Below are 23,261 nucleotides of genomic sequence, written 5' to 3' on the forward strand. Positions count from 1 at the left end.
GATGGCCTCGGCCGCAAGAAACGATTTGCTGCGCTGCGTGGACGCGGCTAGAACATCGAGGCGATCCTTTACTTCGTCTTCAAGACGAACAGTCATGGTCGTAGACATTGGTGAGTCCGATGAGTGGATGTGTACATGTTAGCACAAACCGCAAACCAGATCAGCGATAGCACGGCATGTCGCTGCTCGATTCGCGCTATCAGGAAGAACGCACCCGGAAGATCGGGGCTCTTTTTGGGTAGTAGCCCGCGCCAGCGAAGGGTCATCGGGCGAAAGCGGTGATAAGTCCCTGGATCGGATGTGGCGGATCGATCGCGTCGAGGTTTCGACCTCGGAGAGCAATTGTTCCCGGTGCCAGCCTTTCAATGCATTCTTGGTCGGGTACCCCAACTGACGTATTGACGCCCCGACGCGTTTGCCGAGCTTGATGTGCAGCTCGATCTGGAATCACCCAGGACAGCGGCGCCACTGGCCCGACTGCCTGGCGAGACGCCGACCGCCTTGCGGGTCAGATTGACCGGCTAAGCGCCCGTCAATCGCGCATCGAGCCCACTACGGCCTGGAAGCCAACAGCCCCAGTTCGGAAAGATCCGTGAAAGTGCTGTCGCCGTTGTTGGCTGTGATGTTGAGCCGGTAGTAGCGATAGGAGGCCGGATTCGCGATCGCGTAGGTCTTCAGCTCGAAGCGTTGGGCAAAGGCCTGGTCGCTTTGCGTGTCGAGCGTTGTCCAGGTGGAACCGTCGTTGGAGCCCTGGAATTGCCAGTCCTTCGGATCGCGGGGGACCAGGCCGCTGGCGCTGCGGATGGTATAGCGCTGGACGCGCTCCGTGCGGCCGAGGTCATACCGCAGCCAGCCGGTCGTGCCCTTATAGAACCATCCCGACCCCGTGTTCTGGTCGAAGGCCCTCATGGCGCCGCTCGTGTTCCCGCTGTCGGTTGCGATGCCATCGGTGGCGACGTTCACCATCGGATGAAACGGCGTGGCGCTGTCCGCCGGAGAACTGCCACTCGTTCCGGCGGAGTTGGTCGCCGTGACGGTGTAGTAGTAGGTCGTGCCATTGATCACTGACTTGTCCGTGTAGCTGCTGCCTGTGACGCCCGACGCGATCGTCTCGGAGGGCCCCCCGCTGAACTTGGAGCGCTGAACGGTGTAGCCGGTGGCCCCGAAGGACGCCTGCCAGCGCAGCGGCACGGCGCCATCGCCCGGCGAGGCCAGCAGCATGGCGGGCGGCTCGGGGATGACGCTCGGTGCACCGCCGTTGCCGCCGGTGATCTGCACGTTGCTGAAGGTGGAACTGTTCAGGACGCCATTGGCGACCGAGGTGACCACCAAACCGACATAGATCGTGTCGGGAACGGGCGCGTCGATGCGGCCGACATCGGTGGCGGCCCAATTGGTGCCATCGGGAGAAACGTAGCCGGTGATGATGTTCCCGATGCGCTCGAGCTTCACCCAGTACGAGGCCGTGGAGCTGGCGATGTTGAAGGCCTTGGTCCCATAGTTCGAGCCACCATACACCGCGAGTTTCTGCATGTTCTGTTTGGCCTGGCCGTTGCTCGCAACGGCCATCCAGGCGCGGGGAGCGCCTTGTTCCAGGCTTGTTCGCATCATCACGCCCGCCACTGCGGCCGGATGGGTGTTCTCGACCGACTCGACTTTCGCGATGATGGCGCTGTTGCCGGTGATGGCCTTGTAGGTGAAGTGGCAAGCGTCTTGTGTGCTCCAGAAGATATCGTTACCCGCTCCCTGAACTGTCCATTTGCCGTTGGCGTATGTGGCCGTGCTCGCCGGGGCGGCGCCCCCGATGTCAGCACTGCTGAACCCCGAGGTGATCGAGGTGGTCGAAGGAATGGGCAGCGCCGGCGGCGGCGTCGCCTTCGAGGTGTCGGACTCCTTGAGGAACATGAAGCTGGTGCCGTCCACGGGCGTCCAGAGGCGTCTTTGAGCGATGAAGGGTGCCTGGAGACCCTTGCGAAGAACGTAGGCGTTATAAAGCTGAGTGAGCGCCACGCTGCCGCCGTTGGCGCCGTCCCAGCCGCGATTGGTGACGTCGGAGGTGTAGTAGCGATCGGTGGTGCCGAAAGGAAGGGCTGTCGTGGGAACGAGCTCGTTCACCCGCGCGAAATACTCACCCGCCGCCAGCAGGCGGTTGTCAAAGTCGGAATAAATGTCGATGCCTTGGGTCCAGAGCGCCTCGGCCAGCATGGTCAGCGACGCGAGCTGCCCATAGGCGTGCCCCTGATCGCGGAGGTAGTCGCCGAGCATGCCGATGTCATTGGAATTTCGCAGTCCGATGTGGGCGAGCGTGCGGGCCTGGTAGACGACCTTGTCCAATGTTTCGATGTCGTCGTTGTAGATCGCCATCAGTCCGAGAGCGACGAGGGCCAGTGTGCCCTTGTTGGCGGCGCCGAACGAGCTTTCGCCATAGGGATTCGCTGCCGGCATCAGCACGTTCTTGAAGTACTTCTTGACCGTCGCCGTGTCGGCCTCCGTCCAGCCCGGATAGGTGCTGCGCAGGATTTCCGCACCGCCCACGAACGCGAAAGCGTAGTCGCCCAGATCAAGCATGGACTCGCGACCAGAGAACTCAACGTGGGTGGTGGCCCACCCAAGCAGCAACTTGCGCGCATTCACCGCGTATTGCTCGTTCTGGGTGAAATACCACATCCGCGAGAGGTCCGAGATCGCGACCATGTCGCTGCGCCAAGCATGGAGATTCTCGTCGGGGGCGCGGCTCACCTTCGCGAAAGGGCCACCACGCCCTGCGTAGCTGAGCCTGGACGTGGGACTGTTCGCCAGTTGATTGAAGGCGGACGTCCACGGCTCCTTGCCCTGATCGACGTTCGCCTTGAGCGTCTGAAGATCCGAGAGGGTGAGCCCCGCGCCTGGATGTTTGATGACGCGGGCCACCGGAGTGTCTCCGGGGGCAGCGGGGATTTCGGGAGTGACTCCCGTGGTGGCGGGAGTCTCCGGTGCGCCTCCCCCGACAGCGGGGACCACCGAAGCGCCTCCCGCGACAACCGGGACCACCGGGGTGCCTCCCGTGACAACGGGGGTCTCCGGGGTGTTTCCCGCCTCGGCAATTCCCGCATTTCCGCCACCGCAACCCGGGAGTACGACGGAGCTCAGCACGAGCAACGCGGCAGCAAAATCGGTTCTATCAAACATAGGAGCTTTCTTGGTCAATGCGCAGAAAAGTCGCGGGGCCCGGCACGGCGCCGACAGCTTTCGTTGAGGAGTTGATTCCAGTGAAAAGCCCGCGAGTCCGCCTTGAAGGCTTTTCGGCTCGCGAGGCGGCGGATCCTAGCGGTCCACCATCGAATTTGAATCCGCCCTCTTTGTGAGATGGCTCAGGATGTAGGTAAGCTTTTGGTTTTCTCATGGTGTTGGACTGCCTGAACCAGGTGCGCCGCTGTGTTGGGCCGGACGCTGTCACTAAAGAGCTGCTACCAAGAATGTAACATCCTCGATACAAATAGCAGTCGATTCCGTGCACCGAACCCTCGCGTCCGTAGCCTGAGGCCGTGACGCCGCCGAAGGGTGCGGCCTCGGCCGCCAATGCGCCTTCGTTGATGCCGACGATGCCCGACCCAAGCGCCTCCGCCACGCGCCAGATCCGGCGAACATCGGTCGCATAGAAGTACGCGGCAAGTCCGAAGGGCGTGTCGCCGGCCCCAGCGAAAAAACCTCCGGCTCGTGCCGGAGGAAACCTTGGTTGCGCTGATTTCGAATCAGAAGGAATGCCGTAACCCGAAGTCGTAGCCTGTCGCACTGCGCGGAGCGAAACCGACCGCACCCGCACCTGTCGACAGGTGCGCCGGGCCCCCGAGCGACGTCGCGATGATGGCCGGATTGTTCTGTCCATGCTTGATCCGCGAACGGGCCACCGTCGCATACAGCGCGGTTCGCTTCGACAGGTTGTGAACGTAGCCCAATGCAATCTTGTCCACCGAAGCATCGCGATCCTGCACAAAGAGTGGGGAAGGCGTGCCGGGATCGTTCTTGAATTTGACGCGAGCGTAGGAGGCCTTGATTGCACCGGCACCGACCGGAACGGTCATGCCAATCATCGCGCCGTTGTACTTGTCCTTGTCCGTCACGGTGAGCCTGCCAGTGCCCAGGAACGGCGTAGTGGTCAGCGCGCGGTCCTGGACTTGCGACAACTCGCCCATCAACTTCAGAACGCCAAAGTCATAAGAAGCACCCAGGTTGACCGTTCTGAGCTTTTCCGAGAAGCGCGCGCCGGTGGCGACGCCTGCGGCCGTGACCGTGGTGGTGTCCGCGGCGGTGCTCTCGCCATAGGCCACTGCCACATCGAGGGGGCCGTTGGCATACCCGAATCGCCCACCGTAGTAGCGCCCGCGCTTGGAAGGACTGCCGGCGGTTTCACTGGCCCTCACGTTCTCGTGCAGCGCGTACATCACCTGCCCGTAAAAACCGCCCAGGTTGCGCGGCAAGAAGTAACTCACGCTGTTGGACGCCCGGATCGCGTTGTCGTTCGCGGCAAGGAGCGAGCCAGGGCCACGTGCAGTGGCAATGTTTCCACTGATCGTCTTGATCAGGTTCTCGCCGACACCGACAGCGCCCATCGGGTCGAACACACTTTCGTTCCAGTACGTCGGGACGTAGTCGCGTCCAAGCCGGATCTCGCCGAACCCACCTGAAAGGCTGACCGTGGAACGGCGATTGAACGTCGTCAGTCCATTGGCGCCGGTGTCCTGGTTGTAGCCGGACTCAAGCCAGAAGCTGGCTGCCAGGCCGCCGCCGAGGTCTTCCGTCCCGCGGAAGCCGACACGACTGGACGAATTTGCACCGCTGGAAAGTACGGTCTGCGAACGCGTCGAGCCGGACGGCATGGTCGCTGGCGGCAACGCAGGGGAGGCCGTGTTGTTGTAGAAGGCGCTTTTGACGCTGTAGTGGCTGATGGCGGCGTCCGCGACGCCGAAAAGCGTGACAGACGATTGTGCAGATGCCGCACCCGTCGCAGCAATGGCTGCCATCGCGATCAAGGACTTTTTCATATCAAGTGTCTCCGTGGGTTCGATCAAGGATCGCCGGCCGCTCGTGCACCGGCACAAAATTGGCGATTCGCATCGCCGCAAAAAAGAGGGGTCTGCAGACCAGGACGCACGCTTGGCCTTGCATCACTCCAGCGCAAGAAGGCGAATATCCTGAGGGGCGAGTCCGCCCTTGGCCACCACGCCTTGCCATCGCGCCAGGTCCTCGCGGACGCGGGTACGCAACGCAGACGGCGAGCCGGGCTCCACCCTTGCGCCTTGTCGTTCAAAGCGCTCGATCACCTGCGGATCGGAAAGCACTTCGTTCAGCGCGCGGTTGATCTGCGCGATCACCGAAGCCGGCGTGCGGGCCGGGGCGAAAAGCCCGTACCACTGGGCCACGTCGACCCCCTCGACACCGGATTCCGACAAGGTCGGGACGCTCGGCAGAGCGCCCAGGCGCGACGGCCCCGCAACCGCCAAGGCGCGAAGTCTGCCGTCCAGGATGAACGGATGGGCGGTGAACAGGCTCGGAAACATCACCTGTGTGCGGCCGTCCATCGTGTCGACGATCGCCGGGGCGGCGCCGTCGTATGTCCGGCCGACCATCTTCGTGTCGGTGCTGAGCTGGAACAGTTCGGCAGCGAAGTGCGGCGGTGTGCCGTCGCCGGCGGACGCGTAGTGGATGCTGTCCGGGGCACTGCTCAAGCGCCTGATGAGGCTGCGAACGTCATCGATCCCCACTTGCTTGTTGGCCACCATCAAGGTGGGAGAGGAGCCGACCATGCCGACCGGTGCAAAGTCCGCGAGCGGGTCGTAGCCCAGTTTCTGCAAGGCCGGATTCATCGCATGGGTGCCGACGTATCCGAACATCAAGGTGTGGCCATCCGGCTCGGCGCGCGAGACGAATTCGCTGGCAATGGCGCCATTCGCACCGGCGCGGTTGTCCACAACGACTTCCTGGCCGAGCAAGGGCTTCAGCTGTGCCGCAATGATGCGCGCCATCGTGTCGTTGCCGCCACCTGCGCGCGTCGGCACGATGATCGTGATCGGCTTGCGCGGAAAGCTCGCCGCCTCCTGCTTGGCGGCCTCGGGCCGCGTGAACACGTACTCGGGCAGCTGCATCTCGCCTTGCATGATCTTGCGGGCGGTGCGCACCAACGAGGCTGCCGTCACCGCTGCTTCGTTGCCGCGGCCCTGCAACTCGACTTCGACATCGATTTGACCCGCAGGGTGAAGCAAGACGAGCTTGTGGCTGCCAGGCTCGCGTGCCGAACTGCTTGCAACAGTGCCCGGAAGGGCGAACGCGCTCAGAACGCCAATGGCGCCCGTGACGGCGTGGGAGGCATGACAGCGGCGCGGCGTGAAGTAACGCGAGGTGATGCTGTTGGGCGAATCGCCCGCGCTGACCAGTACCGGCTTTGGAATGACACTGGCGGAGACATCGCCCAGGCCCATCAGCAACCCCGCCTGGAGGCGCAGCTTTTCCAATCGCTCGAGCAGGCCCGGATTGGAGTCGAGGGCGGCTGGCTTCTCGTTGCCCGCAACGCCGAAATCAGCAGCGCGCACGATCATCAGCGGCATGGCGGCATCGATGCAGGTCACCTCGACGCCGTCGATGACGTCGATGCGCTGGCCCGTCGGGAACACCTTCCCGGTCACCGCGCCCCAGGCATCCAGAAAGTTCAGCAGAATCGGTGCGGCCGTGCCGGCGACGCCATCGATGCGTGCATCGCCCTCGTAGGTCACGCGCTTTCCGGGCGTTCTTACGGTGACATCGATGCGCGATTTCGTATTGACGTTGAATACGCGGACCCGGGTCGTGCCTTCTTGCGCGTCGACGAGGCCTTGCTCGATCGCGAAGGGCGCCACGCCTGACAGCATGTTGCCGCAGTTGGGCCGGGTATCGACGGAACGATGCCCAACGCCGACTTGGGCAAACAGGTAGTCCAGATCGCATCCGGGCTGTTCAGAGCGCGAGACGATCGCCACCTTGCTGTTGAGGGTGCTGCCCCCGCCGACGCCGTCCAGTTGCAGGGGATCGGACGCCCCGATCGCACCAATGAGGGCTTGGTCGCGCTCTTCGTCGTTGGTCGGGAGCCATTCCTTCAAGAAGAACGGCCCGCGCGATGTACCTGCGCGCATCAGCACGCAAGGAAGGGTTCGGCTCATCTCAGTCTGCAGTCAGCTTTGCAGCCTGAACGACCTTCTTCCACTTGACCTGCTCCTGCGCCACGTAGGTGCGCATTTGATCGGTCGACATGGTCTCGACCTCTGCGCCATGGTCCTCGAGCTTCTTGACGACGGTCTTGTCGGCCAGCGCCTCGTTGAGCACCTTGTTCAGCTGCTCCAGCACCGGCTTGGGCGTCTTGGCCGGGGCGAAGATGCCGTACCACTGGGACACGTCGACGTTGTCGATGCCTTGTTCCTTCAGCGTCGGCACGTCGGGCATCAAGGGTGAGCGCTTGGCACCGGCCACGCCGATAGGCTTGAGCTTGCCGCCCTTGACATAGGGAATGGCCGTGAAGAGGCTGGGGAACATGACTTGCGTCTGGCCGCCGATGGTGTCGGTGACGGCAGGCGCCGATCCCTTGTAGGGGACATGCAGCATGCTCGTGCCGGTCGACAGCTTGAACATCTCTGCCGCAAAGTGAGGCGCGGTGCCATTCCCGGCCGATGCGTAGCTCGTCTTGTCCGGCGCGGCCTTCAAGGAAGCGACCAGCTCTTTCGCATTGTTCGCCTTGACGGACGGGCTCACGACCATCAGCGTCGCGGAAGAACCCACCATGCCCACGGGCTCGAAATCCTTGACCGGGTCGTAGCGCAACTTCTGAAGCGCAGGGTTCATGGCGTGCGTAGCGATGTAGCCCAGCATCAAGGTATAGCCGTCGGGGGGTGCCCGCATCACGAACTCGCTGGCGATCGCGCCGTTGGCGCCCGCCTTGTTGTCGATGATGAACGGCTGCTTGAGTGCGGCCGACATGGCCTGGCCGATCACACGGGCCATCGCGTCGTTGGCACCGCCGGCCGCTGTCGGCACGACGATGGTGATGGCCTTCTCCGGGAATGCGGCAATGGCGCTGTTGCACAAAAAGGCGGCTGCCGCCGCGAGGGCACCCAGGGTGAGGGCACGACGATGTTTCATGGGATGTCTCCGAGTGTTGAAAGGGCTGTGTCGAGGTCTCTTTTTGAACCGTGCCCGAATGATCTTGTGTTTGATCCTTTCCGTGAATTGCATGTTTAGGATCGATTGATGCACACTGTCGATCAGTCAAACATGCTTGTGGAGCGCGGCGATGGCGATCAACTTCAACCTCAACGATCTGCAGGCATTTCGCGCCGTTGCCGAACTCAGCAGCTTTCGCAAGGCTGCCGAGGCGCTGCACGTATCGCAGCCCGCATTCAGCCGGCGGATCGAAAAACTGGAAGAGGCGCTGGGGGTGAGACTGCTGGAGCGAACCACGCGGCGCGTCAGCCTGACGGCCGTCGGCCGCGATTTCGACCGGAAGGTGCAGCAGCTCCTCGACGAGTTGGACAACACGCTCTTGGGTATCCGGGGCGTGGCCACCACTCGCATGGGCGAGGTCACCATCGCGTGCGTCCCTTCGACGGTTTACTACTATGTCTCGCAGGTGATCTCGCGCTATCACGAGCGCTACCCGAAGGTTCGCGTCAAGGTGTTCGACGCCAGCGCCAACGACGTTCTGGCGGCAGTCTCGCGCGGCGAAGCGGACTTCGGACTGAATTTCATAGGCGGCCAGGAAACTGACATCGAGTTCAAGCCGTTGCTCGAAGAGCGCTTCGTCGCCGCATGCCGGCGCGACCATCCGCTGGCCGGCAAGCGCCAGATCAGCTGGACCGAGCTGGCCCGTTACGACTACATCTCGGTGAGCAAGGCATCGGGCAATCGTCTGCTGCTGGATCAGGCGCTGTCGCACGTGCCAGGACGGCCGCAGGCGATCTACGAGACCCAGCACGTGACGACGATGCTCGGCCTGGTGGAAGCTGGGCTCGGGGTCGCGGCGGTCCCGTCGATCGCGATGCCTGGCGCCGATCATCCCTTGCTGGTCAGCGTGCCTTTGGTCGATCCCATCGTCAGCCGCAAGATCGGGCTGATTCGCCGCAAGGGACGTTCGCTGTCGCCAGCAGCCCAGCAATTTTTTGAGTTTTTCTCGGAGTTGAAGAACAAGCGCTCGGCCAAGCCGCGTCGCGCCCGAAGCGCTGCTGCAGTCAGTGCCTAGCTGGCCGCCGTCAAGGTGCGATGGGGCCATGCGCACCGCATGAGCTGGTCTCTCTGCGGGAGGGGAGGGCAGTTGCCCGACTGCCTGGTTACCGGCGTGCGGCGATCACGCGATCGACCATCACGCCGGCCTGGCCGAGGTTGTTCGCCGGGTCGCACATCGCGTCGAGCTGCGCCCGCGTGACGTGTTTGGCGATCTCGGGATGCACTGCCAGGATTTCGACCAGCGGCCGGTTCTCCTTGAGTGCCTGGCGGCACAGGTCGTAGACCAGGTCGTGCGCGTACTCGCGGCCGATGTACGGCCCCAAGCCCATCATCACCGCCTCGGACATCACCAGGCCATTGGTGATGTCGATGTTGGCGCGCATGCGCGTGGCATCTACCTCGAGGCCCTTCAGAATGAACTTGGTCTGCTTCAGTGCCCCCGACATCAGGCAGAAGATCTCGGGCAGCGACACCCATTCGATCTCCCACGGGCCGGTCGAGCGTTCATGGTCGGCCACCATGGCGTCCATGAGGGCCGCGGCGTGCTGACGCGCCACCGAAATATTGGCGTGGATGTACAGGCACGAGATCGGGTTGCGCTTTTGCGGCATGGTTGACGAAGAGCCTCGCCCCGGCGCGAAGGGCTCGAACACCTCGGCCACTTCGGTCTGCATCATGAGCTTGACGTCCATCGCGATCTTGCCGAGCGAGCCACCCACGAGGCCGAGGAAGGCGCCGACTTCCGCGATCGTGTCGCGCACCGTGTGCCAGGAGATCAGGGGTTGCGCCAAGCCCAGTTCCTTCATCAGGCCGGCCTGCGTTTCCATCGCACCTTTCTCCAGCGACGAGAGCGTGCCCGAGGCGCCCCCGAATTCGCCCATCAGCACGCGCGGCTTGAGTTGCTGCAGACGCTCGCGATGCCGGTCGATGCCCGCCAGGATGCTGGCCATCTTGTACCCGAAGGTGATCGGCGTTGCCTGCTGCAGATTCGAGCGGCCGATGACTGGCGTGTCGCGGTACTTGGTGGCAAGCGTGGCGAGCGCGTCGCCAATTTCGTTGAGATCTTCCTCCACCAGCGCCAAGCCCTCACGCATCTGTAGCACAGCCGCGGTATCCGTAATGTCCTGGGTCGTTGCGCCCCAGTGGCAGTACTCGCCGAGCTTGTCACGGCAATTGGCGTTGATCTGGTTGACGACGGCAATGATGGGATAGCCGATCTGCTCGGTCTTGGCCTTGAGCTTGACCCAATCGATCTGCGACAGCTCGCAGTTCTTGACGATCTCGTCCGCAGCCTCCTTGGGGATGATGCCGAGCTCGCCCTGCACCTTGGCCAGCGCACGTTCAATGTCCAGGTATTTGGCGGTACGGTTCTCGTCGGACCAGACGTCGCGCATGCGCGAGTCGCTGAACATGTCGCCGAAGATGCGCGAGTCGATGATGGTGGAGGCCATGATGTAGTTTCTCTTTCTGCGGATGGCAAGTGGAAGGGATTCAGTCGCGGGCCCGGCTCAGCATGCGTTGTGCCTGAAGAACCACCGGACGGTCGACCATGCGGCCGTCCAGGCGTGCGGCGCCGGGTGAGGCGGCGTCTGCGGCCAGCACGCGCCGGGCCCAGTCGAGCGCTTCGGCGCTGGGCCGCAGCGCCGCGTGGATCGGCGCGACCTGGCTGGGGTGGATGCAAAGCTTGGCGCCGAAGCCCTGCCGGCGTGACAGCGCCAAATCGGCCAGCAACCGATGAGCATCGTCCAGCGCAGGCGTGACGCCGGCCACCGGTGCGGGCAGCCCCACCGCACGGGACGCAATGGCGATGCGGCCGGCGGCGTAGGCCAAGCCGGTCGGATCGTCGGCGATGTCGATGTCCAGATCCAGTGCGAAGTCCAGCGTGCCGAACACCAGGCGGGTGACGCCTTTCGCGGCTGCAACGTGTTCGACATTTGCCACGCCGAGCGCGCTTTCAATGAGCGCCAGCACCTGAACGTCGGGAATGGCGTCGGCGACGGCCGCAATCTGCGACGCCTTCTCGGCCTTGGGCAAGAGCACCTGCGTGCAGCCGCAGGCTTGAAGAACGTGCAGGTCATCGCCAAACCAGCTCGAGGCTGCGTCGTTGATGCGCACCACGATTCGGGAACGCTCGGCAAGCGCGGCACCGGCGAACCACTCGGCGATGCCATTGCGAGCGCGCTCTTTGTCCTCGGCGGCCACGGCATCTTCGAGGTCCAGCACCACGCAATCGGCGCCGCTGGCCAATGCCTTGCCAAATCGTTCCGGGCGAGTGCCAGGGACGAACAGGTAGGTTCGAGGCGGCAGGATTGGGGACGTCATTTTGGAGTCTCAGACCGCTTCAGCGGCATGCAGGGCTGCAATCTCGGCGTCGCCGTAGCCCAGTTCGGTCAGGATGGCGTCGGTATGCTCGCCCAACGCCGGAACGGGGTCCATGCGAGGCCCCGTGTCCCAACTGCCGGGCGGCAGCATGGCGGGAAGAGGACCCAGCGGCGAGCCGACCTCGGTCCAGCGGCCGCGCGCCTTGAGCTGTGGATGCGCCCAGACCTCTGCCATGGTGTTCACCTTGGCGTTGGCAATCTGCGCGATCTCGAGGCGTTCGACCACCTGCGCTGCAGTGAGCGATGCGAACGCGTCGACGATGATTTGTCGCAGCGCCACGCGTTCGGCCACGCGCTTGAAGTTGGCGGTGAAGCGCGGGTCGGTTGCCACGGCCGGCTGCTGCAGAACCCGGTCGCAAAAGCTGACCCATTCGCGCTCGTTCTGCAGGCCCAACATCACGGTGCCACCGTCGCCGGCGGGGAAGGGCCCGTAGGGATAGATCGTGGCGTGGCTCGCGCCGGTGCGCGGCGGCGGGGCCGCGCCCTCGAAGGCGTAGTACAGCGGGTAGCTGGTCCATTCGGCCAGCGACTCCAGCATCGAGATATCGATACGCTGGCCCTGGCCGGTCTGGCTTCGCTGCATCAGGGCCGCGAGGATGTTGGTGTACGCGTACATGCCTGCAGCAATGTCAGCGATCGACGGTCCGGCCTTGCAGGGCTCATCCGCCGTCCCGGTGACCGAAACGAACCCGGCTTCGCTCTGAATCAGCAAATCGTAGGCCTTCTTGTCACGATAGGGGCCGGGGTCAACCGGGTCATCGCCATAGCCCGAGATATCGCAGACGATGAGTCCCGGCTTGAGCTTGGAAAGTCGCTCGTAGCCCATGCCCAGCCGTGTTGCGGCGCCGGGCGCAAGGTTCTGCACGACCACGTCGGCCTTGTCGATCACCAGGCGCTTGAGCACCCTGGCGGCTTCAGGATGTTTGACGTCCAGCGTCAGGCTTTCCTTGGAGCGGTTGGTCCACACGAAGTGCGAGGCAAGGCCGCGCACCCGCTGGTCGTATCCTCGGGCGAAGTCGCCCGACCCCGGGCGCTCGATCTTGATGACGCGGGCGCCCAGGTCGGCCAGCTGGCGGGTTGCGAATGGCGCGGCGATAGCGTGTTCGAGCGTGACGACGGTCAGGCCTTTGAGGGGCTGCATGATGAGTTTCTTCCAGAGGTGAATTCGTTCAGCGCAGCACAGCCGTGGCATCCATGGTCAACCAGCCTTCGTGGTCAGCCGCCCACAAGCGAACCGTTTTGCCATCCGCTTGCAGTTGGCCGTTGACATGGAAAGGGTGCAGGTCGAAGGTCGGCCGCACGGCCTTGAAACGGAAGCTGGCGACTTCGGCTTCCGGCATCTGGCGGCGCAACAGGTCCATCAGAAGCGTCGCGATCAGCGGGCCGTGCACGATCAGGCCCGGATAGCCTTCGATCTCGGTCACATACTTGCGGTCGTAGTGGATGCGGTGACCATTGAAGGTGAGTGCCGAGTAGCGGAACAGCAGCACGTCGTCGGGCACGATCTCCCGGCGCCAGGCGCCGGTCTCGGCCGCTTGCGGGGGCGGGGCCACGTCGGTTGGAGTCTGTGCTTCGCGGTAGACGATGTCATGGAATTCGACGAGGGCGGGCTCTGCAGCCTCGTTGCAGCGAACCTCGTGGCGCACTTTGACAAACACGAGCTTGCCCGTGCGGCCCTCTTTGACAGTGACGTCGTCGATGGTCGAAGTGCGCGCCACGCGGTCACCCACGCTGATCGGCGAGCGGAAATCAAACTGACTTCCGGCCCACATGCGGCGCGGCAGCGGCACCGGAGGAAGAAAGCCGCCGCGTTTGGCGTGACCGTCGGCACCGATTTCGGACTGCCTGTGCATCGGCAGGAAGTACAGCCAGTGCCACAGTGGTGGGAGGCTGGTGCCTGCGGCAACGGCGGAAGCGGGATGGTCGAGTGTCGCCGACAAGGCGATCACCGGGGTCGCGTTGATGGTGTCCTGGATCGTCTCGCTGCGTCCGATCCATGCGCTAAGCGCTTCTGTTTGTTCTTTCACTTTGTCTCCGGTATGCGCTCCCCGCCAGCCAGGAAGTTCGTTAGAAAGCGAGTCTCGCGATCTCCCACCCATAAGTGAATTGCAAGGTTCGGATGGATTGATGCCTTTCGTGCAATAGCTCTGCTGCTCGACGTTGCCTTGCGAACAAAGCACTGTCGCCAGGGTGGTCGTAAACGAACCCTCGGTATCGCCAACTGGCCAACTGCTGCGAGTCCGTGCGCGAGGTGTGGACACGGCCTGAGACCCGGAGTCATCGCACGGTCCTTCGCCTCCAAGGTGGCGGCGCAAGCGATTGGCGCAGCATCGCCAGAAAGGCCGTTGCCCGCGCACTTCGCCCGAAGCGGGTGCCCAGCATGGCGACGACGTCGGCGGGAGGAACCTCCCAACTCGCAAGCACCCGCTTGAGCCGACCGGCTGCCAGATCGGCAGCGACATTCCACTCCGACCGCATCGCGACACCCAGGCCTGCCACCGCCCAATCGCGCACCACCGCGCCGTCATTGCTGCACATGGTGGGACGGATCCGGACGGTCTCCGGCTCGCGCGAAGCGTGCACGAAGCGCCACAGCGTGACGTCCTCGTCGTTCTCCCTGACCACCAGGCATCGATGCCGCAGCAAGTCTGAAGGCGACTGAATCGGCAAAGCACTGGCGAGATAGTCCGGGCTGGCGCAGAGGATGCGTCGGTTCGGTGCCAACGTCGTGACGATCTGGTTTTGGGCACCAGGCGGTCCGATGTGGACGATGACGTCGCTGCTCTCGACCAGGTGCGCGCCGGGATGGTCGGCAAGGTCCAGGGTGACGGTCACACCAGAATGCGCCTTTGCAAACGCATCGACCACGGGTGCGACATGCAGCCGGCCGAAGCCATGCGGGGCGGCGATGCGCAGATGCCCGCTGACGGCCTTCTTGCGATTGGCCAATGCCTCGGACAGCGCCTCCATCGCATCGGCCACGATCGTTCCGTGGGATGCGACCAGATCGCCTTCATCGGTGAGGACTATCCTGCGGCCCGAACGGTCGATCAGCCGGATGCCAATCCGTGCTTCCAGCGCCTGCAGGCGCTGGGTGACGGCCGGTGGCGTGACATCCATCTTCCGGGCAGCTTCAGCGAGCGACGCGGACCGGGCCAACACGTTGAAGAAGCGTAGATCCTCAGAGTTGATCATTTAGTTTGGCCTTAACTCTCGATGCAGGTTCGATAAATTGTAGGTTCAATCGATCAGGCGCAACATCCGGCCATCTCACTTGCTCGGTTGCAGGTCTGCATCCAGCAGGCCGCATCGGACAAGCACAACTCGGAGCACGACATTGAGCAAGGCCATAGCCATGAAGCAGGCGCAAGCCGAACAGATCGCAACGACGCTGGGGGAACTGGCGACGCCTTGCCTCGTCCTCGACGCCGAGCGGATGGAGCGGAACATCGCACGCCTGAAAGGCAGGCTGGACGGCCGGGGCGTCATGCTGCGTCCCCACCTCAAGACCTCCAAATCGGTGGACGTCGCGCGCCGCGTCATGACGTCGCCGTCGGGTCCGGCAACCGTTTCGACGCTTCTTGAAGCCGAGGAGTTCGCGGCGGCCGGCGTGCAGGACATCGTCTACGCCGTCGGCATTGCACCATCGAAACTGCCACAAGTGCTGGCGCTGCGCGCCCGGGGAGCCGACGTGACCGTGGTGCTGGACACCGTGGAACAGGCGCAAGCCGTTGCGCAGGCCTCGCGCCAGGCCGGCACGCGCATTCCCGCGCTGATCGAGATCGACTGCGACGGCCACCGCTCCGGGGTGCTGCCGACCGACCGGCAGCTGCTGCTGGACATCGGCCACGCCCTCGAAGACGGCGCGGAACTGCGGGGCGTGATCACGCACGCCGGAGACAGTTATTTGGCCCGCGGGCCCGAAGCCTTGCGTCACTGTGCTGAGGTCGAGCGCCGCAGTGTGGTCGATGCCGCCGCCATCCTGCGCCAAGCGGGGCTGCCCTGCCCGGTGGTCAGCGTCGGCTCCACGCCGACCGCGCACAACGCCGCCGACCTCACCGGCGTCACCGAAGTCCGGGCCGGCGTGTTCGTCTTCTTCGATCTCGTGATGGCCGGGATCGGTGTCTGCCAGGTCGACGACATCGCGCTGTCGGTGCTGGCGACGGTGATCGGCCACCAGCGCAATAAGGGATGGATCCTGGTCGACGCCGGCTGGATGGCGATGTCACAGGACCGCGGCACCCGCAGGCAGGCGGTCGACCAAGGCTATGGCCTGGTGTGCGACGCCGCCGGCGTACCCTATCCCGACCTGATCGTTGCCGACGCCAACCAGGAGCACGGGATCATCACGGTGCGTCCCGGCTCGGGGGGCAAGCTGCCCGATCTCGAGATCGGCGATCGTGTGCGGATCCTACCGAACCACGCCTGCGCCACAGGCGCCCAGCATCGCGCCTATCACGTCGTTCGCGGCGCATCCGACCGCGTCGAAGCCGAGTGGTCGCGTTTCGGGGGCTGGCGATGAGCTCGGGCATCACCGGCATCCTGACGGACCGGGCGCCGAAGCCGGCAGGTCACTACACGCAGGCCATTGTCTCGGGCGCCCACGTCTTCGTCTCCGGCCAGTTGCCGATCCGCCCGGATGGACGTCCGCTGGACGACGATGGATTCGAGGCGCAGGCCAGGCAGGCGATGCACAACATGCTGGAGATCGTGCGCGCCGCGGGCAGCTCGCCGCAACAGATCGTCAAGGTGACGGCCTACATCGTCGGCATCGCCAACTGGACGCGCTTCAACGCGGTCTATGCATCCATGCTGCCGGGTGCGTGGCCCGCGCGCAGCGTGGTTCCGGTGCCGGAATTGCACTACGGGTACCTGGTCGAGATCGACGCCATCGCGGTGCGCGAACCATGACCGCCATGGCGCCCCGGTCCGTCCACCACGACTTCGACGACCACGACGACGTGGTGCTGCTCCCGTTTGCCACGGAACACCTGGAAGGCGCCCTCCAGCTTTCGCAGGAGATGTCCTGGCCCTATCGGCTTGAAGACTGGGCCTTCGCGCTCGAGCTCGGCCAGGGCTTCGTGCTCCGCAACCGCGCCGGTACGGTGATCGCGACCGCGGCCTGGTGGGCCTACGGCGAGGACCATGCTTCAGCCGGGATGATCATCGTCGCCAAGGCGGCCCAAGGCCGTGGCCACGGTGCCCGGCTGATGGATGCGCTGCTCGCAGCAGCGCACCCGCGAACCATCACGCTGAACTCAACGGCCGAAGGCCTGGCGCTTTATGAAAGGCGCGGCTTTGTCCGCATCGGCGTCATCCAACAGCATCAAGGCGTTCCCCACGAGCGCCACAAGGCGCCACCAGCCAGCCTGGTCAGGGCGATGGCGCCATCGGATGTCGAGGCGGTCGCGCGTCTGGACCGCAAGGCCACCGGCTGGGACAGGCGGCAGATGCTGGATCGGCTCATTCAGGCTGGTGACGGCCAAGTGCTAGTGCGTGACGGCGAGCCGCGCGGCTATGTCATTTCACGCCGGTTGGGCCACGGGCATGTCATCGGTCCGGTGGTCGCTGAAAGTGCGGCCGATGCGCGCGCCTTGATCGGAGCCGCGCTCGCACGACTCGGCCAGGTTTTCGTGCGCGTCGACACCGCTGCCACTTCACAGCTCGGCGACTGGCTCGAAAGCATCGGCCTGCGCCAGGTCAGTGACGCCACCACCATGGTCAAGGGGCCGCACATTCCGCCAGCGGAACCAGCACGCATGTTCGCGCTGGCCAACCAGTCGTTCAACTAGGAGACATCACGATGACGCGCTCGAAGACACCGGGAACGCCGAAAACATCGGAAATGCCGCTATGAAGCTGGCCTCGTATTGGCTCGACACCTCGGAGCCCTTCCGCAGTGCCGCTGCAGGACCGGTGCAGGGCAGCTGCGACGTGGTGGTGATCGGCGGCGGCCTGACCGGCTGTTCGGCTGGGCTGGCGCTTGCAAAGAAGGGGGCACGCGTCGTGCTCCTGGAAGCCGGGACCATCGGGCACGCAGCCTCCGGCCGCAACGGCGGCATGTGCAACAACGGCTTTGCCCAGGACTACGGGATGATGTCGGCCAAACTCGGCAAGGAAGTTGCCGACCGGCTCTACCGCGCCTTCGACGCCGGCGTCGATACGGTCGAGCGCCTGGTGGCGGAAGAGAAGATCGGCTGCAGCTTCGCGCGCGTTGGCAAGATCAAGCTCGCGGCCAAGCCCGAGCACTACGACAAGCTGGCGCGCAGCCAGGAACTGCTGGCCGCCAACGTCGACCCCGACACCGAGATGGTGAGCCGTGCGGACCTGGCCCGCGAGGTCGGGTCGAGCCGCTTCTACGGCGGACTGATCTACCGCAAGGGCGCCGGCATGCACGTCGGGCGCTTCGTACGCGGCCTGGCGGAAGCGGCGGCGCGGCGTGGCGTGGAGATCCACGAGCATGCGCCGATGACCGGCCTGCGACCCGCCCCCGGCGGAGGGCACCAGATCGAAACGCCCAAGGGCCGGCTCCACGCCAAGCAGGTTCTGCTGGCGAGCGGAACCTCGCAGACCGGGCCGCTGGGTTGGATTCGACGCCGCATCGTGCCGGTCGGCGCGTTCCTGATCGTCACCGAGCCCCTGCCGACAGAGACGCTTGACCGGCTGTTGCCGCGGCGCCGGATGGCGGTCGATACGAAGAACCTGGTCAACTACTTCCGAACGACGCCCGACAACCGGCTGCTCTTCGGCGGACGCGCCCGCTTCGCCGTCTCCAACCCGAACTCGGACGAGAAGTGCGGCGCGATCCTCAAGGCCGCGCTGCACGAGGTCTTCCCCGAGCTGCGCGCCGCACGCATCGACTATTGCTGGGGCGCCATGGTCGACATGACGCGTGACCGCCTGCCGCGCGCTGGCGAGCGCAATGGCATTTATTACTCGATGGGCTACAGCGGCCACGGCACCCAGATGTCGACCCTGATGGGGACGATCATGGCGGAAGTCATGGACGGGCGCGCCGAACTCAATCCCTGGAAAGACTTCGACTGGCCCGCGATCCCGGGCCATGTCGGACCCCCGTGGTTCCTGCCGCTGGTAGGAGCCTATTACCGGCTCAAGGACAAGTTCGCCTGAAGCCCATCTCGCCACTCATCGATTGACGTAGAACTTGGCGACGGGTTCTTCCGTCGAAGGGTCGATGACGGCACTGCGGGCCTGCCCTGCAGGCAAGACCCAATCGCCGCCGATGAAGATGCGATCCAGACGGCCGTCGTTGGCGAGGCGCTCGATGATGGCGGTGTTCATGCGGGGCTATCCTTTGCAGCGGCGGCAGGGTTCGCCAAGCCGACCTCCTGGCAGCAAGTATCGGCCGCAAGTCGGCCCAGGTGGTTAACGGTCGACAAAGCGGCAGCTAAGGAGACCTTAATGTGGGCAGCTACGAAGGTAGCGTCGCTCATTGCTCGATTGCCCCGTTTACGTCGCAGGCCAAGCCTCCATTCGCAGCGCTGCCGAGCGCGACGACGCAGGTGTCGACGGCATGTGCTTTGCACCCAGGCGTACCGCCACCACGCTGCCACCCTCGGCTCCGAGCGAACAGCACCACTCAAAAATGCCAGGCACCCTCCGGATTGACCAAGAAGCTGCTTGGGTTCCGCTGCGATATGGCATCTCCTGTAAGGGGGGCAACCCTAGACTTATTCCACCCCAACGCAGCGAGTCAACCCATGATCTTCAAACCCAAATTCATCAGCTTCGATTGCTATGGCACGCTCATCAATTTCGAGATGGGCCCCACGGCCAAAGTCCTGTTCAAAGATCGTGTGCCCGCCGACCGGATGCCAGCGTTCCTGGACAGTTTCCGGGCCTATCGCCTCGACGAGGTGTTGGGCGACTGGAAGCCATTTTTCGACGTGGTGGAGAACTCGATCCAGCGTGCCTGCAAGGCGCACGGCATCGAATGCCTGGCATCGGATGCGGTCGCCTTGTACGACGCCGTGCCGACCTGGCAGCCGCACCCGAACGTGGTCGAGGTGCTGGAGGCGATCGCGCCGCATGTGCCGCTGGTGATCCTGTCGAACTCGATGGTCGACCTCATCCCGCACAGCGTTGCGCACCTCAAGGCGCCTTTCCACGCGGTCTACACCGCCGAGGAAGCGCGCGCGTACAAGCCGCGCATGCAGGCCTTCGAGTACATGTTCGACCAGTTGGGCTGCAGCCCCGACCAGATGATGCATGTCTCGTCGAGCTTCCGGTATGACCTGATGACGGCGTCCGACCTGGGCTTCATGGCCAAGGCCTTCATCGACCGGGGTCACGAGCCTACGTCGACCGAATATGGCGTGAGCCGCTTGACAGACGTTCGCCAGCTTCCGGCACTGCTCGGACTCTGATGCTTGGCCCGAACCCCCATCCTGGCGCCCAGGGTGTGATGCCTGAGGGGCGCCCGAACCAGGCCGCAGCGCTGAGCACCGCAGCGCCCAACCTCGCGCCAGCCGAGGTGCAGGCACTGGTGGCGCGCCTCTACGGCATCGACGGCCGGGTGAAGTCGCTGGCCAGCGAGCGCGACCAGAATTGCGTCGTGGAGTCCATCGACGGCACGCGCTATGTGTGCAAGATCAGCAACCCGTCCGAGCCGGTGTCGCTTGTCGATTTCCAGATCGCTGCCCTTGAGCACATCGCCCGCACGTCGCCCAGCCAGCCCGTGCCCCGAGTCGTGCGGACGCTGGACGGCCGCACGCGTGACACGGTGACGTTGGCTGACGGCGCTTCGACCACCGTGCGCATGCTCACCTACCTGGAGGGCATCCAGATCCGGGAGACATCGCGCACAGCTGCGCAACGCGTGGCGATGGGCAAGGGACTGGCCGAACTCAACCTCGCCCTGCAAGGCTTCACGCACCCCGCGGCCACGCACGACCTGCTGTGGAACGTGTCGGCCGCGCACCGCCTCACCGTGCAGCTCGACAGCCTGGTCGAAGGACCGCGCCGCGCACTGGCCCAGTTGTTCATGGCGCGCTTCACCGACCACGTGCTGCCCTGCCTTGCGTCGCTCCGGGCGCAGGTGATCCACAACGACTACCACCTCTACAACGTGCTGGTCGCGCCAGACGACGCGGCGCGCATCACCGGCATCATCGATTTCGGCGACATGCTCCATGCGCCACTGGTCGGCGAGGTGGCGACGGCTGCGGCCTTCCACATGACCGGCTGCGCTGACCCGTTCGAGGGGGCGTCGCAGTTCGTCGGCGCCTACCAGGCGGTCCTGCCACTGACCGAGCCGGAGCAGGACATCGTCGCCGACCTCATGGCGACGCGCCACCTCATCACGGCGTTGATCTCGGAGTGGCGCGCGCTGCGCTATCCCGAAAACCGCGCCTACATCATGCGTCACAACCCCGCGGCCTGGGAGGCGCTGTCGCAGTTGGCAGATCTCTCCCGCCACGAAGCGCGCAGCCGCTTGTTGACCTCAACACGAAACGGAGCTTCCTCATGAAAAACACCGCTGACTTCAACATGGTCAACGCCTACATCCCCGGCCGCGCCAACGTCGGGCCCGCCACCAAGGCGATGATCGCGCGGCGCAATGCGCTGCTCGGCCCGGCCTACCGGCTGATGTACGAACACCCGCTGCACATCGTGCGCGGCGAGGGCGTGTGGCTGATAGACCCGCAAGGCCGCCGCTACCTCGACGTCTACAACAACGTCACCTCGCTCGGCCACTGCCACCCCGCAGTGACCGAGGCGATCTGCCGCCAGGTGCAGACGCTCGCGACCAACACGCGCTACCTCCATGACACCATCCTCGAGCTGGCCGAACGCCTGCTGGCCAGCGTGCCCGGAACCGACCTGGCCCACCTGATGCTGACCTGCACCGGCAGCGAGGCCAACGACCTGGCCTACCGCATCGCCAAGGTGCGCTCCGGCGGCACCGGCGTGATCGTCACCGACACGGCCTACCACGGCATCACCGACGCCGTGTCGCAGTTCTCGCCGTCGCTGGGCGTGACCGTCGACCTCGGCCCGCACATCCGCCTGGTGCCGGCGCCGCGCCTGTATCACGCCGAAGGCGCCGACCTTGGCGAGCGCTTCACGCGCGACGTCGAGGCGGCCATCGCCGACCTGCAGCGCCACGGCATAAAGCCGGCGGCCCTGATCGTCGATTCGCTGTTCACCAGCGACGGCATCCTGCCCGAGCCTGCGGGCTTCCTGAAGGGGGCGGTCGAGGCGATCAAGCGCGCCGGCGGCCTGTTCATCGCCGACGAGGTGCAGCCCGGTTTCGGCCGCACCGGCGATCACATGTGGGGCTTCCAGCGCCACGGCCTCGTTCCCGACATCGTCACGCTGGGCAAGCCGATGGGCAACGGCCAGCCGATCGCCGGCCTCCTCGCGACTGCCGACGCCCTGGCGGAATTCGGCAAGCACTCCCGCTACTTCAACACCTTTGCGGGCAACACGGTCTCGTGTGCAGCGGCCCTGGCGGTGCTGGAGACCATCGAGCGGGAACGGCTGGTGCCGCACGCCGCCAAGGTCGGCAAGGTGCTGCTCGACGGCATCGCCGGACTCGCCGCAAAGTACGAGGCCATCGGCGACGTGCGGGGCGCCGGGCTCTTCGTCGGCGTGGAGCTCGTGTCGAACCGGACGACGCGGGCGCCGAACCGCGGCCTCACCAGCCAGGTGGTCAACCTGATGCGCGACAAAGGCGTGCTGCTCAGCGCCTGCGCCCAAGGGCACAACGTGCTCAAGATCCGTCCGCCACTGGTGCTGTCGGCAGAGCAGGCCGGCATGGTCATCGAGGCGCTCGACGAATCGCTCACCGAGGCGCAGCGCAAGTCGCCGGGATCGACCTGACAGTACGATCGCCCCCATGAGATCCGCAGTGCCGCTCGACCGGTTCGACTTCAAGATCCTCGTGCATCTCCAGCGCGAGGGGCGCTGCTCGAACGTCGACCTGGCCGAGTCGGTGGGCCTCAGCGCCAGCCCGTGCCTCCTGCGCACCAAGCGGCTGCAGGAGATCGGGCTGATCCGCGGCTACGGCGCCGACATCGCGCTGGAAAAGCTGGGGGAGTACGTCATGGTGTTCTCGGAGGTCACCCTCCACAGCCACCGGCCGCATGACTTCCGAAAATTCGAGGAAGGCGCCCGAAAGTACGAGGAGATCGTCGAGTGCTACAACGTCAGCGGCGGCTACGACTACCTGCTGAAGATCGTGGCGCCCGGCGTTGGCTATTTCCAGGCGCTGATGGAAAAGATGCTCGAAGACAACATCGGCATCGAGCGCTTCGCCAGCCGGATCGTCCTGCGCCAGCCGCTGAACCGCCGCGAGTATCCGCTTGGCATCATCGCAACTCAGAAACGGTGGGAGTGATAGTCGTGGGGCTCAGGTCGCGATATGGGCGGACCAAGAGTTGCAACCACGATCTCGGCGCCGGTCGACCACGACAGGTACAGCTCGATCCCGCTTGCGTCGAAGAAAGAGGTCGCGTCGCTCCGGCGCTAGCGCATCGCAGGCCAGTTGACCGGCAGTCGAGGATCGTCGTGCGATGTAGTCTCACCGGCACCAAAGAGCAGAGCGATGCGTGGCGCTTTCGACATTGCGGCCCCCAGGGTTGTGCGCCGATCGACGGCATCGACAACTTAGAGCCACTTCGTTTCAGATCAATG

At 64.7% G+C, this 23,261-nt stretch carries 19 protein-coding genes and 1 pseudogene; 9 read left to right on the top strand and 11 right to left on the bottom strand.

Annotated elements, in window-relative coordinates:
• Positions 1–552: 552 nt before the first annotated feature.
• The 5 genes and pseudogenes from ACSFA8_RS26830 to ACSFA8_RS26850 form a co-directional block, all read right to left on the bottom strand.
• Positions 553–2,910 carry a discoidin domain-containing protein gene (locus ACSFA8_RS26830; RefSeq protein WP_435482501.1) on the bottom strand — a complete coding sequence of 786 codons (2,358 nt, stop codon included), beginning with the start codon at positions 2,908–2,910 and terminating at the stop codon, positions 553–555.
• Between the two features lie 559 nt (positions 2,911–3,469).
• A pseudogene (locus ACSFA8_RS26835) lies at positions 3,470–3,679 on the bottom strand (aldehyde dehydrogenase family protein); the annotation flags it as partial.
• Between the two features lie 52 nt (positions 3,680–3,731).
• A complete protein-coding gene (locus ACSFA8_RS26840) occupies positions 3,732–5,021 on the bottom strand; it encodes a porin (RefSeq protein WP_435482502.1) in 1,290 nt (429 codons plus the stop codon).
• A 123-nt stretch (positions 5,022–5,144) separates the two neighbouring features.
• Positions 5,145–7,148 (bottom strand): 4-oxalomesaconate tautomerase, encoded by a 2,004-nt coding sequence (locus ACSFA8_RS26845; RefSeq protein WP_435482503.1) that lies wholly within the window; start codon positions 7,146–7,148, stop codon positions 5,145–5,147.
• 22 nt (positions 7,149–7,170) lie between these two features.
• Complete coding sequence (locus tag ACSFA8_RS26850; RefSeq protein WP_435482504.1) at positions 7,171–8,142, bottom strand: Bug family tripartite tricarboxylate transporter substrate binding protein; 972 nt, start codon at positions 8,140–8,142, stop codon at positions 7,171–7,173.
• Between the two features lie 151 nt (positions 8,143–8,293).
• Here ACSFA8_RS26850 and ACSFA8_RS26855 point away from each other — a divergent pair, with 151 nt between their 5' ends.
• Positions 8,294–9,238 (top strand): LysR family transcriptional regulator, encoded by a 945-nt coding sequence (locus ACSFA8_RS26855; protein ID WP_435482505.1) that lies wholly within the window; start codon positions 8,294–8,296, stop codon positions 9,236–9,238.
• A gap of 88 nt (positions 9,239–9,326) precedes the next feature.
• Here the strand turns inward: ACSFA8_RS26855 and pcaB are convergent, their stop codons facing one another.
• The 5 genes from pcaB to ACSFA8_RS26880 all read right to left on the bottom strand — a co-directional run bounded on the left by pcaB (position 9,327) and on the right by ACSFA8_RS26880 (position 14,798).
• Entirely contained in the window at positions 9,327–10,673 is a 1,347-nt protein-coding gene (gene pcaB, locus ACSFA8_RS26860) for a 3-carboxy-cis,cis-muconate cycloisomerase (RefSeq protein WP_435482506.1), read from the bottom strand.
• Positions 10,674–10,713: 40 nt separating this feature from the next.
• On the bottom strand, positions 10,714–11,544 hold the full coding sequence (locus ACSFA8_RS26865; RefSeq protein WP_435482507.1) for an HpcH/HpaI aldolase/citrate lyase family protein: 831 nt from the start codon (positions 11,542–11,544) through the stop codon (positions 10,714–10,716).
• Between the two features lie 9 nt (positions 11,545–11,553).
• Positions 11,554–12,744: a CaiB/BaiF CoA transferase family protein gene (locus ACSFA8_RS26870; protein ID WP_435482508.1), complete on the bottom strand. Its 1,191-nt coding sequence runs from the start codon at positions 12,742–12,744 to the stop codon at positions 11,554–11,556.
• A gap of 28 nt (positions 12,745–12,772) precedes the next feature.
• Positions 12,773–13,630 carry an HTD2 family dehydratase gene (locus ACSFA8_RS26875; RefSeq protein WP_435482520.1) on the bottom strand — a complete coding sequence of 286 codons (858 nt, stop codon included), beginning with the start codon at positions 13,628–13,630 and terminating at the stop codon, positions 12,773–12,775.
• A 250-nt stretch (positions 13,631–13,880) separates the two neighbouring features.
• Positions 13,881–14,798, bottom strand: coding sequence for a LysR family transcriptional regulator (locus tag ACSFA8_RS26880; RefSeq protein WP_435482509.1), 918 nt, complete (start codon positions 14,796–14,798; stop codon positions 13,881–13,883).
• 160 nt (positions 14,799–14,958) lie between these two features.
• On the opposite strand from ACSFA8_RS26880, the gene ACSFA8_RS26885 reads away from it, so the two are divergent.
• The 4 genes from ACSFA8_RS26885 to ACSFA8_RS26900 all read left to right on the top strand — a co-directional run bounded on the left by ACSFA8_RS26885 (position 14,959) and on the right by ACSFA8_RS26900 (position 18,734).
• Positions 14,959–16,125, top strand: coding sequence for a DSD1 family PLP-dependent enzyme (locus ACSFA8_RS26885; protein WP_435482510.1), 1,167 nt, complete (start codon positions 14,959–14,961; stop codon positions 16,123–16,125).
• Positions 16,122–16,514 carry a RidA family protein gene (locus ACSFA8_RS26890; protein ID WP_435482511.1) on the top strand — a complete coding sequence of 131 codons (393 nt, stop codon included), beginning with the start codon at positions 16,122–16,124 and terminating at the stop codon, positions 16,512–16,514. The genes ACSFA8_RS26885 and ACSFA8_RS26890 overlap by 4 nt, the downstream gene beginning before the upstream one ends.
• Positions 16,515–16,519: 5 nt before the next feature.
• Positions 16,520–17,395 carry a GNAT family N-acetyltransferase gene (locus tag ACSFA8_RS26895; protein ID WP_435482512.1) on the top strand — a complete coding sequence of 292 codons (876 nt, stop codon included), beginning with the start codon at positions 16,520–16,522 and terminating at the stop codon, positions 17,393–17,395.
• Between the two features lie 61 nt (positions 17,396–17,456).
• Positions 17,457–18,734 carry an NAD(P)/FAD-dependent oxidoreductase gene (locus tag ACSFA8_RS26900; RefSeq protein WP_435482513.1) on the top strand — a complete coding sequence of 426 codons (1,278 nt, stop codon included), beginning with the start codon at positions 17,457–17,459 and terminating at the stop codon, positions 18,732–18,734.
• Positions 18,735–18,749: 15 nt separating this feature from the next.
• Here the strand turns inward: ACSFA8_RS26900 and ACSFA8_RS26905 are convergent, their stop codons facing one another.
• The gene (locus tag ACSFA8_RS26905) at positions 18,750–18,905 is read right to left on the bottom strand and encodes a hypothetical protein (protein ID WP_435482514.1); all 156 of its coding nucleotides are present in this window, start codon (positions 18,903–18,905) and stop codon (positions 18,750–18,752) included.
• Between the two features lie 419 nt (positions 18,906–19,324).
• Here ACSFA8_RS26905 and ACSFA8_RS26910 point away from each other — a divergent pair, with 419 nt between their 5' ends.
• Genes ACSFA8_RS26910 through ACSFA8_RS26925 form a run of 4 tightly spaced genes read left to right on the top strand, consistent with a single transcriptional unit; the run spans position 19,325 to position 22,965 of the window.
• Positions 19,325–19,990, top strand: a complete 666-nt coding sequence (locus ACSFA8_RS26910; RefSeq protein WP_435482515.1) for a haloacid dehalogenase type II — start codon at positions 19,325–19,327, stop codon at positions 19,988–19,990.
• Between the two features lie 38 nt (positions 19,991–20,028).
• The gene (locus ACSFA8_RS26915) at positions 20,029–21,093 is read left to right on the top strand and encodes a phosphotransferase (protein WP_435482516.1); all 1,065 of its coding nucleotides are present in this window, start codon (positions 20,029–20,031) and stop codon (positions 21,091–21,093) included.
• Positions 21,090–22,448, top strand: a complete 1,359-nt coding sequence (locus ACSFA8_RS26920) for an aspartate aminotransferase family protein (protein ID WP_435482517.1) — start codon at positions 21,090–21,092, stop codon at positions 22,446–22,448. Before ACSFA8_RS26915 ends, ACSFA8_RS26920 begins: the two co-directional genes overlap by 4 nt.
• A 16-nt stretch (positions 22,449–22,464) precedes the next feature.
• A complete protein-coding gene (locus tag ACSFA8_RS26925) occupies positions 22,465–22,965 on the top strand; it encodes an Lrp/AsnC family transcriptional regulator (RefSeq protein WP_435482518.1) in 501 nt (166 codons plus the stop codon).
• Positions 22,966–23,261 lie beyond the last annotated feature (296 nt).

The sequence above is a fragment of the Variovorax nitratireducens genome (genome assembly GCF_051216545.1).
Lineage (GTDB): Bacteria > Pseudomonadota > Gammaproteobacteria > Burkholderiales > Burkholderiaceae_C > Variovorax.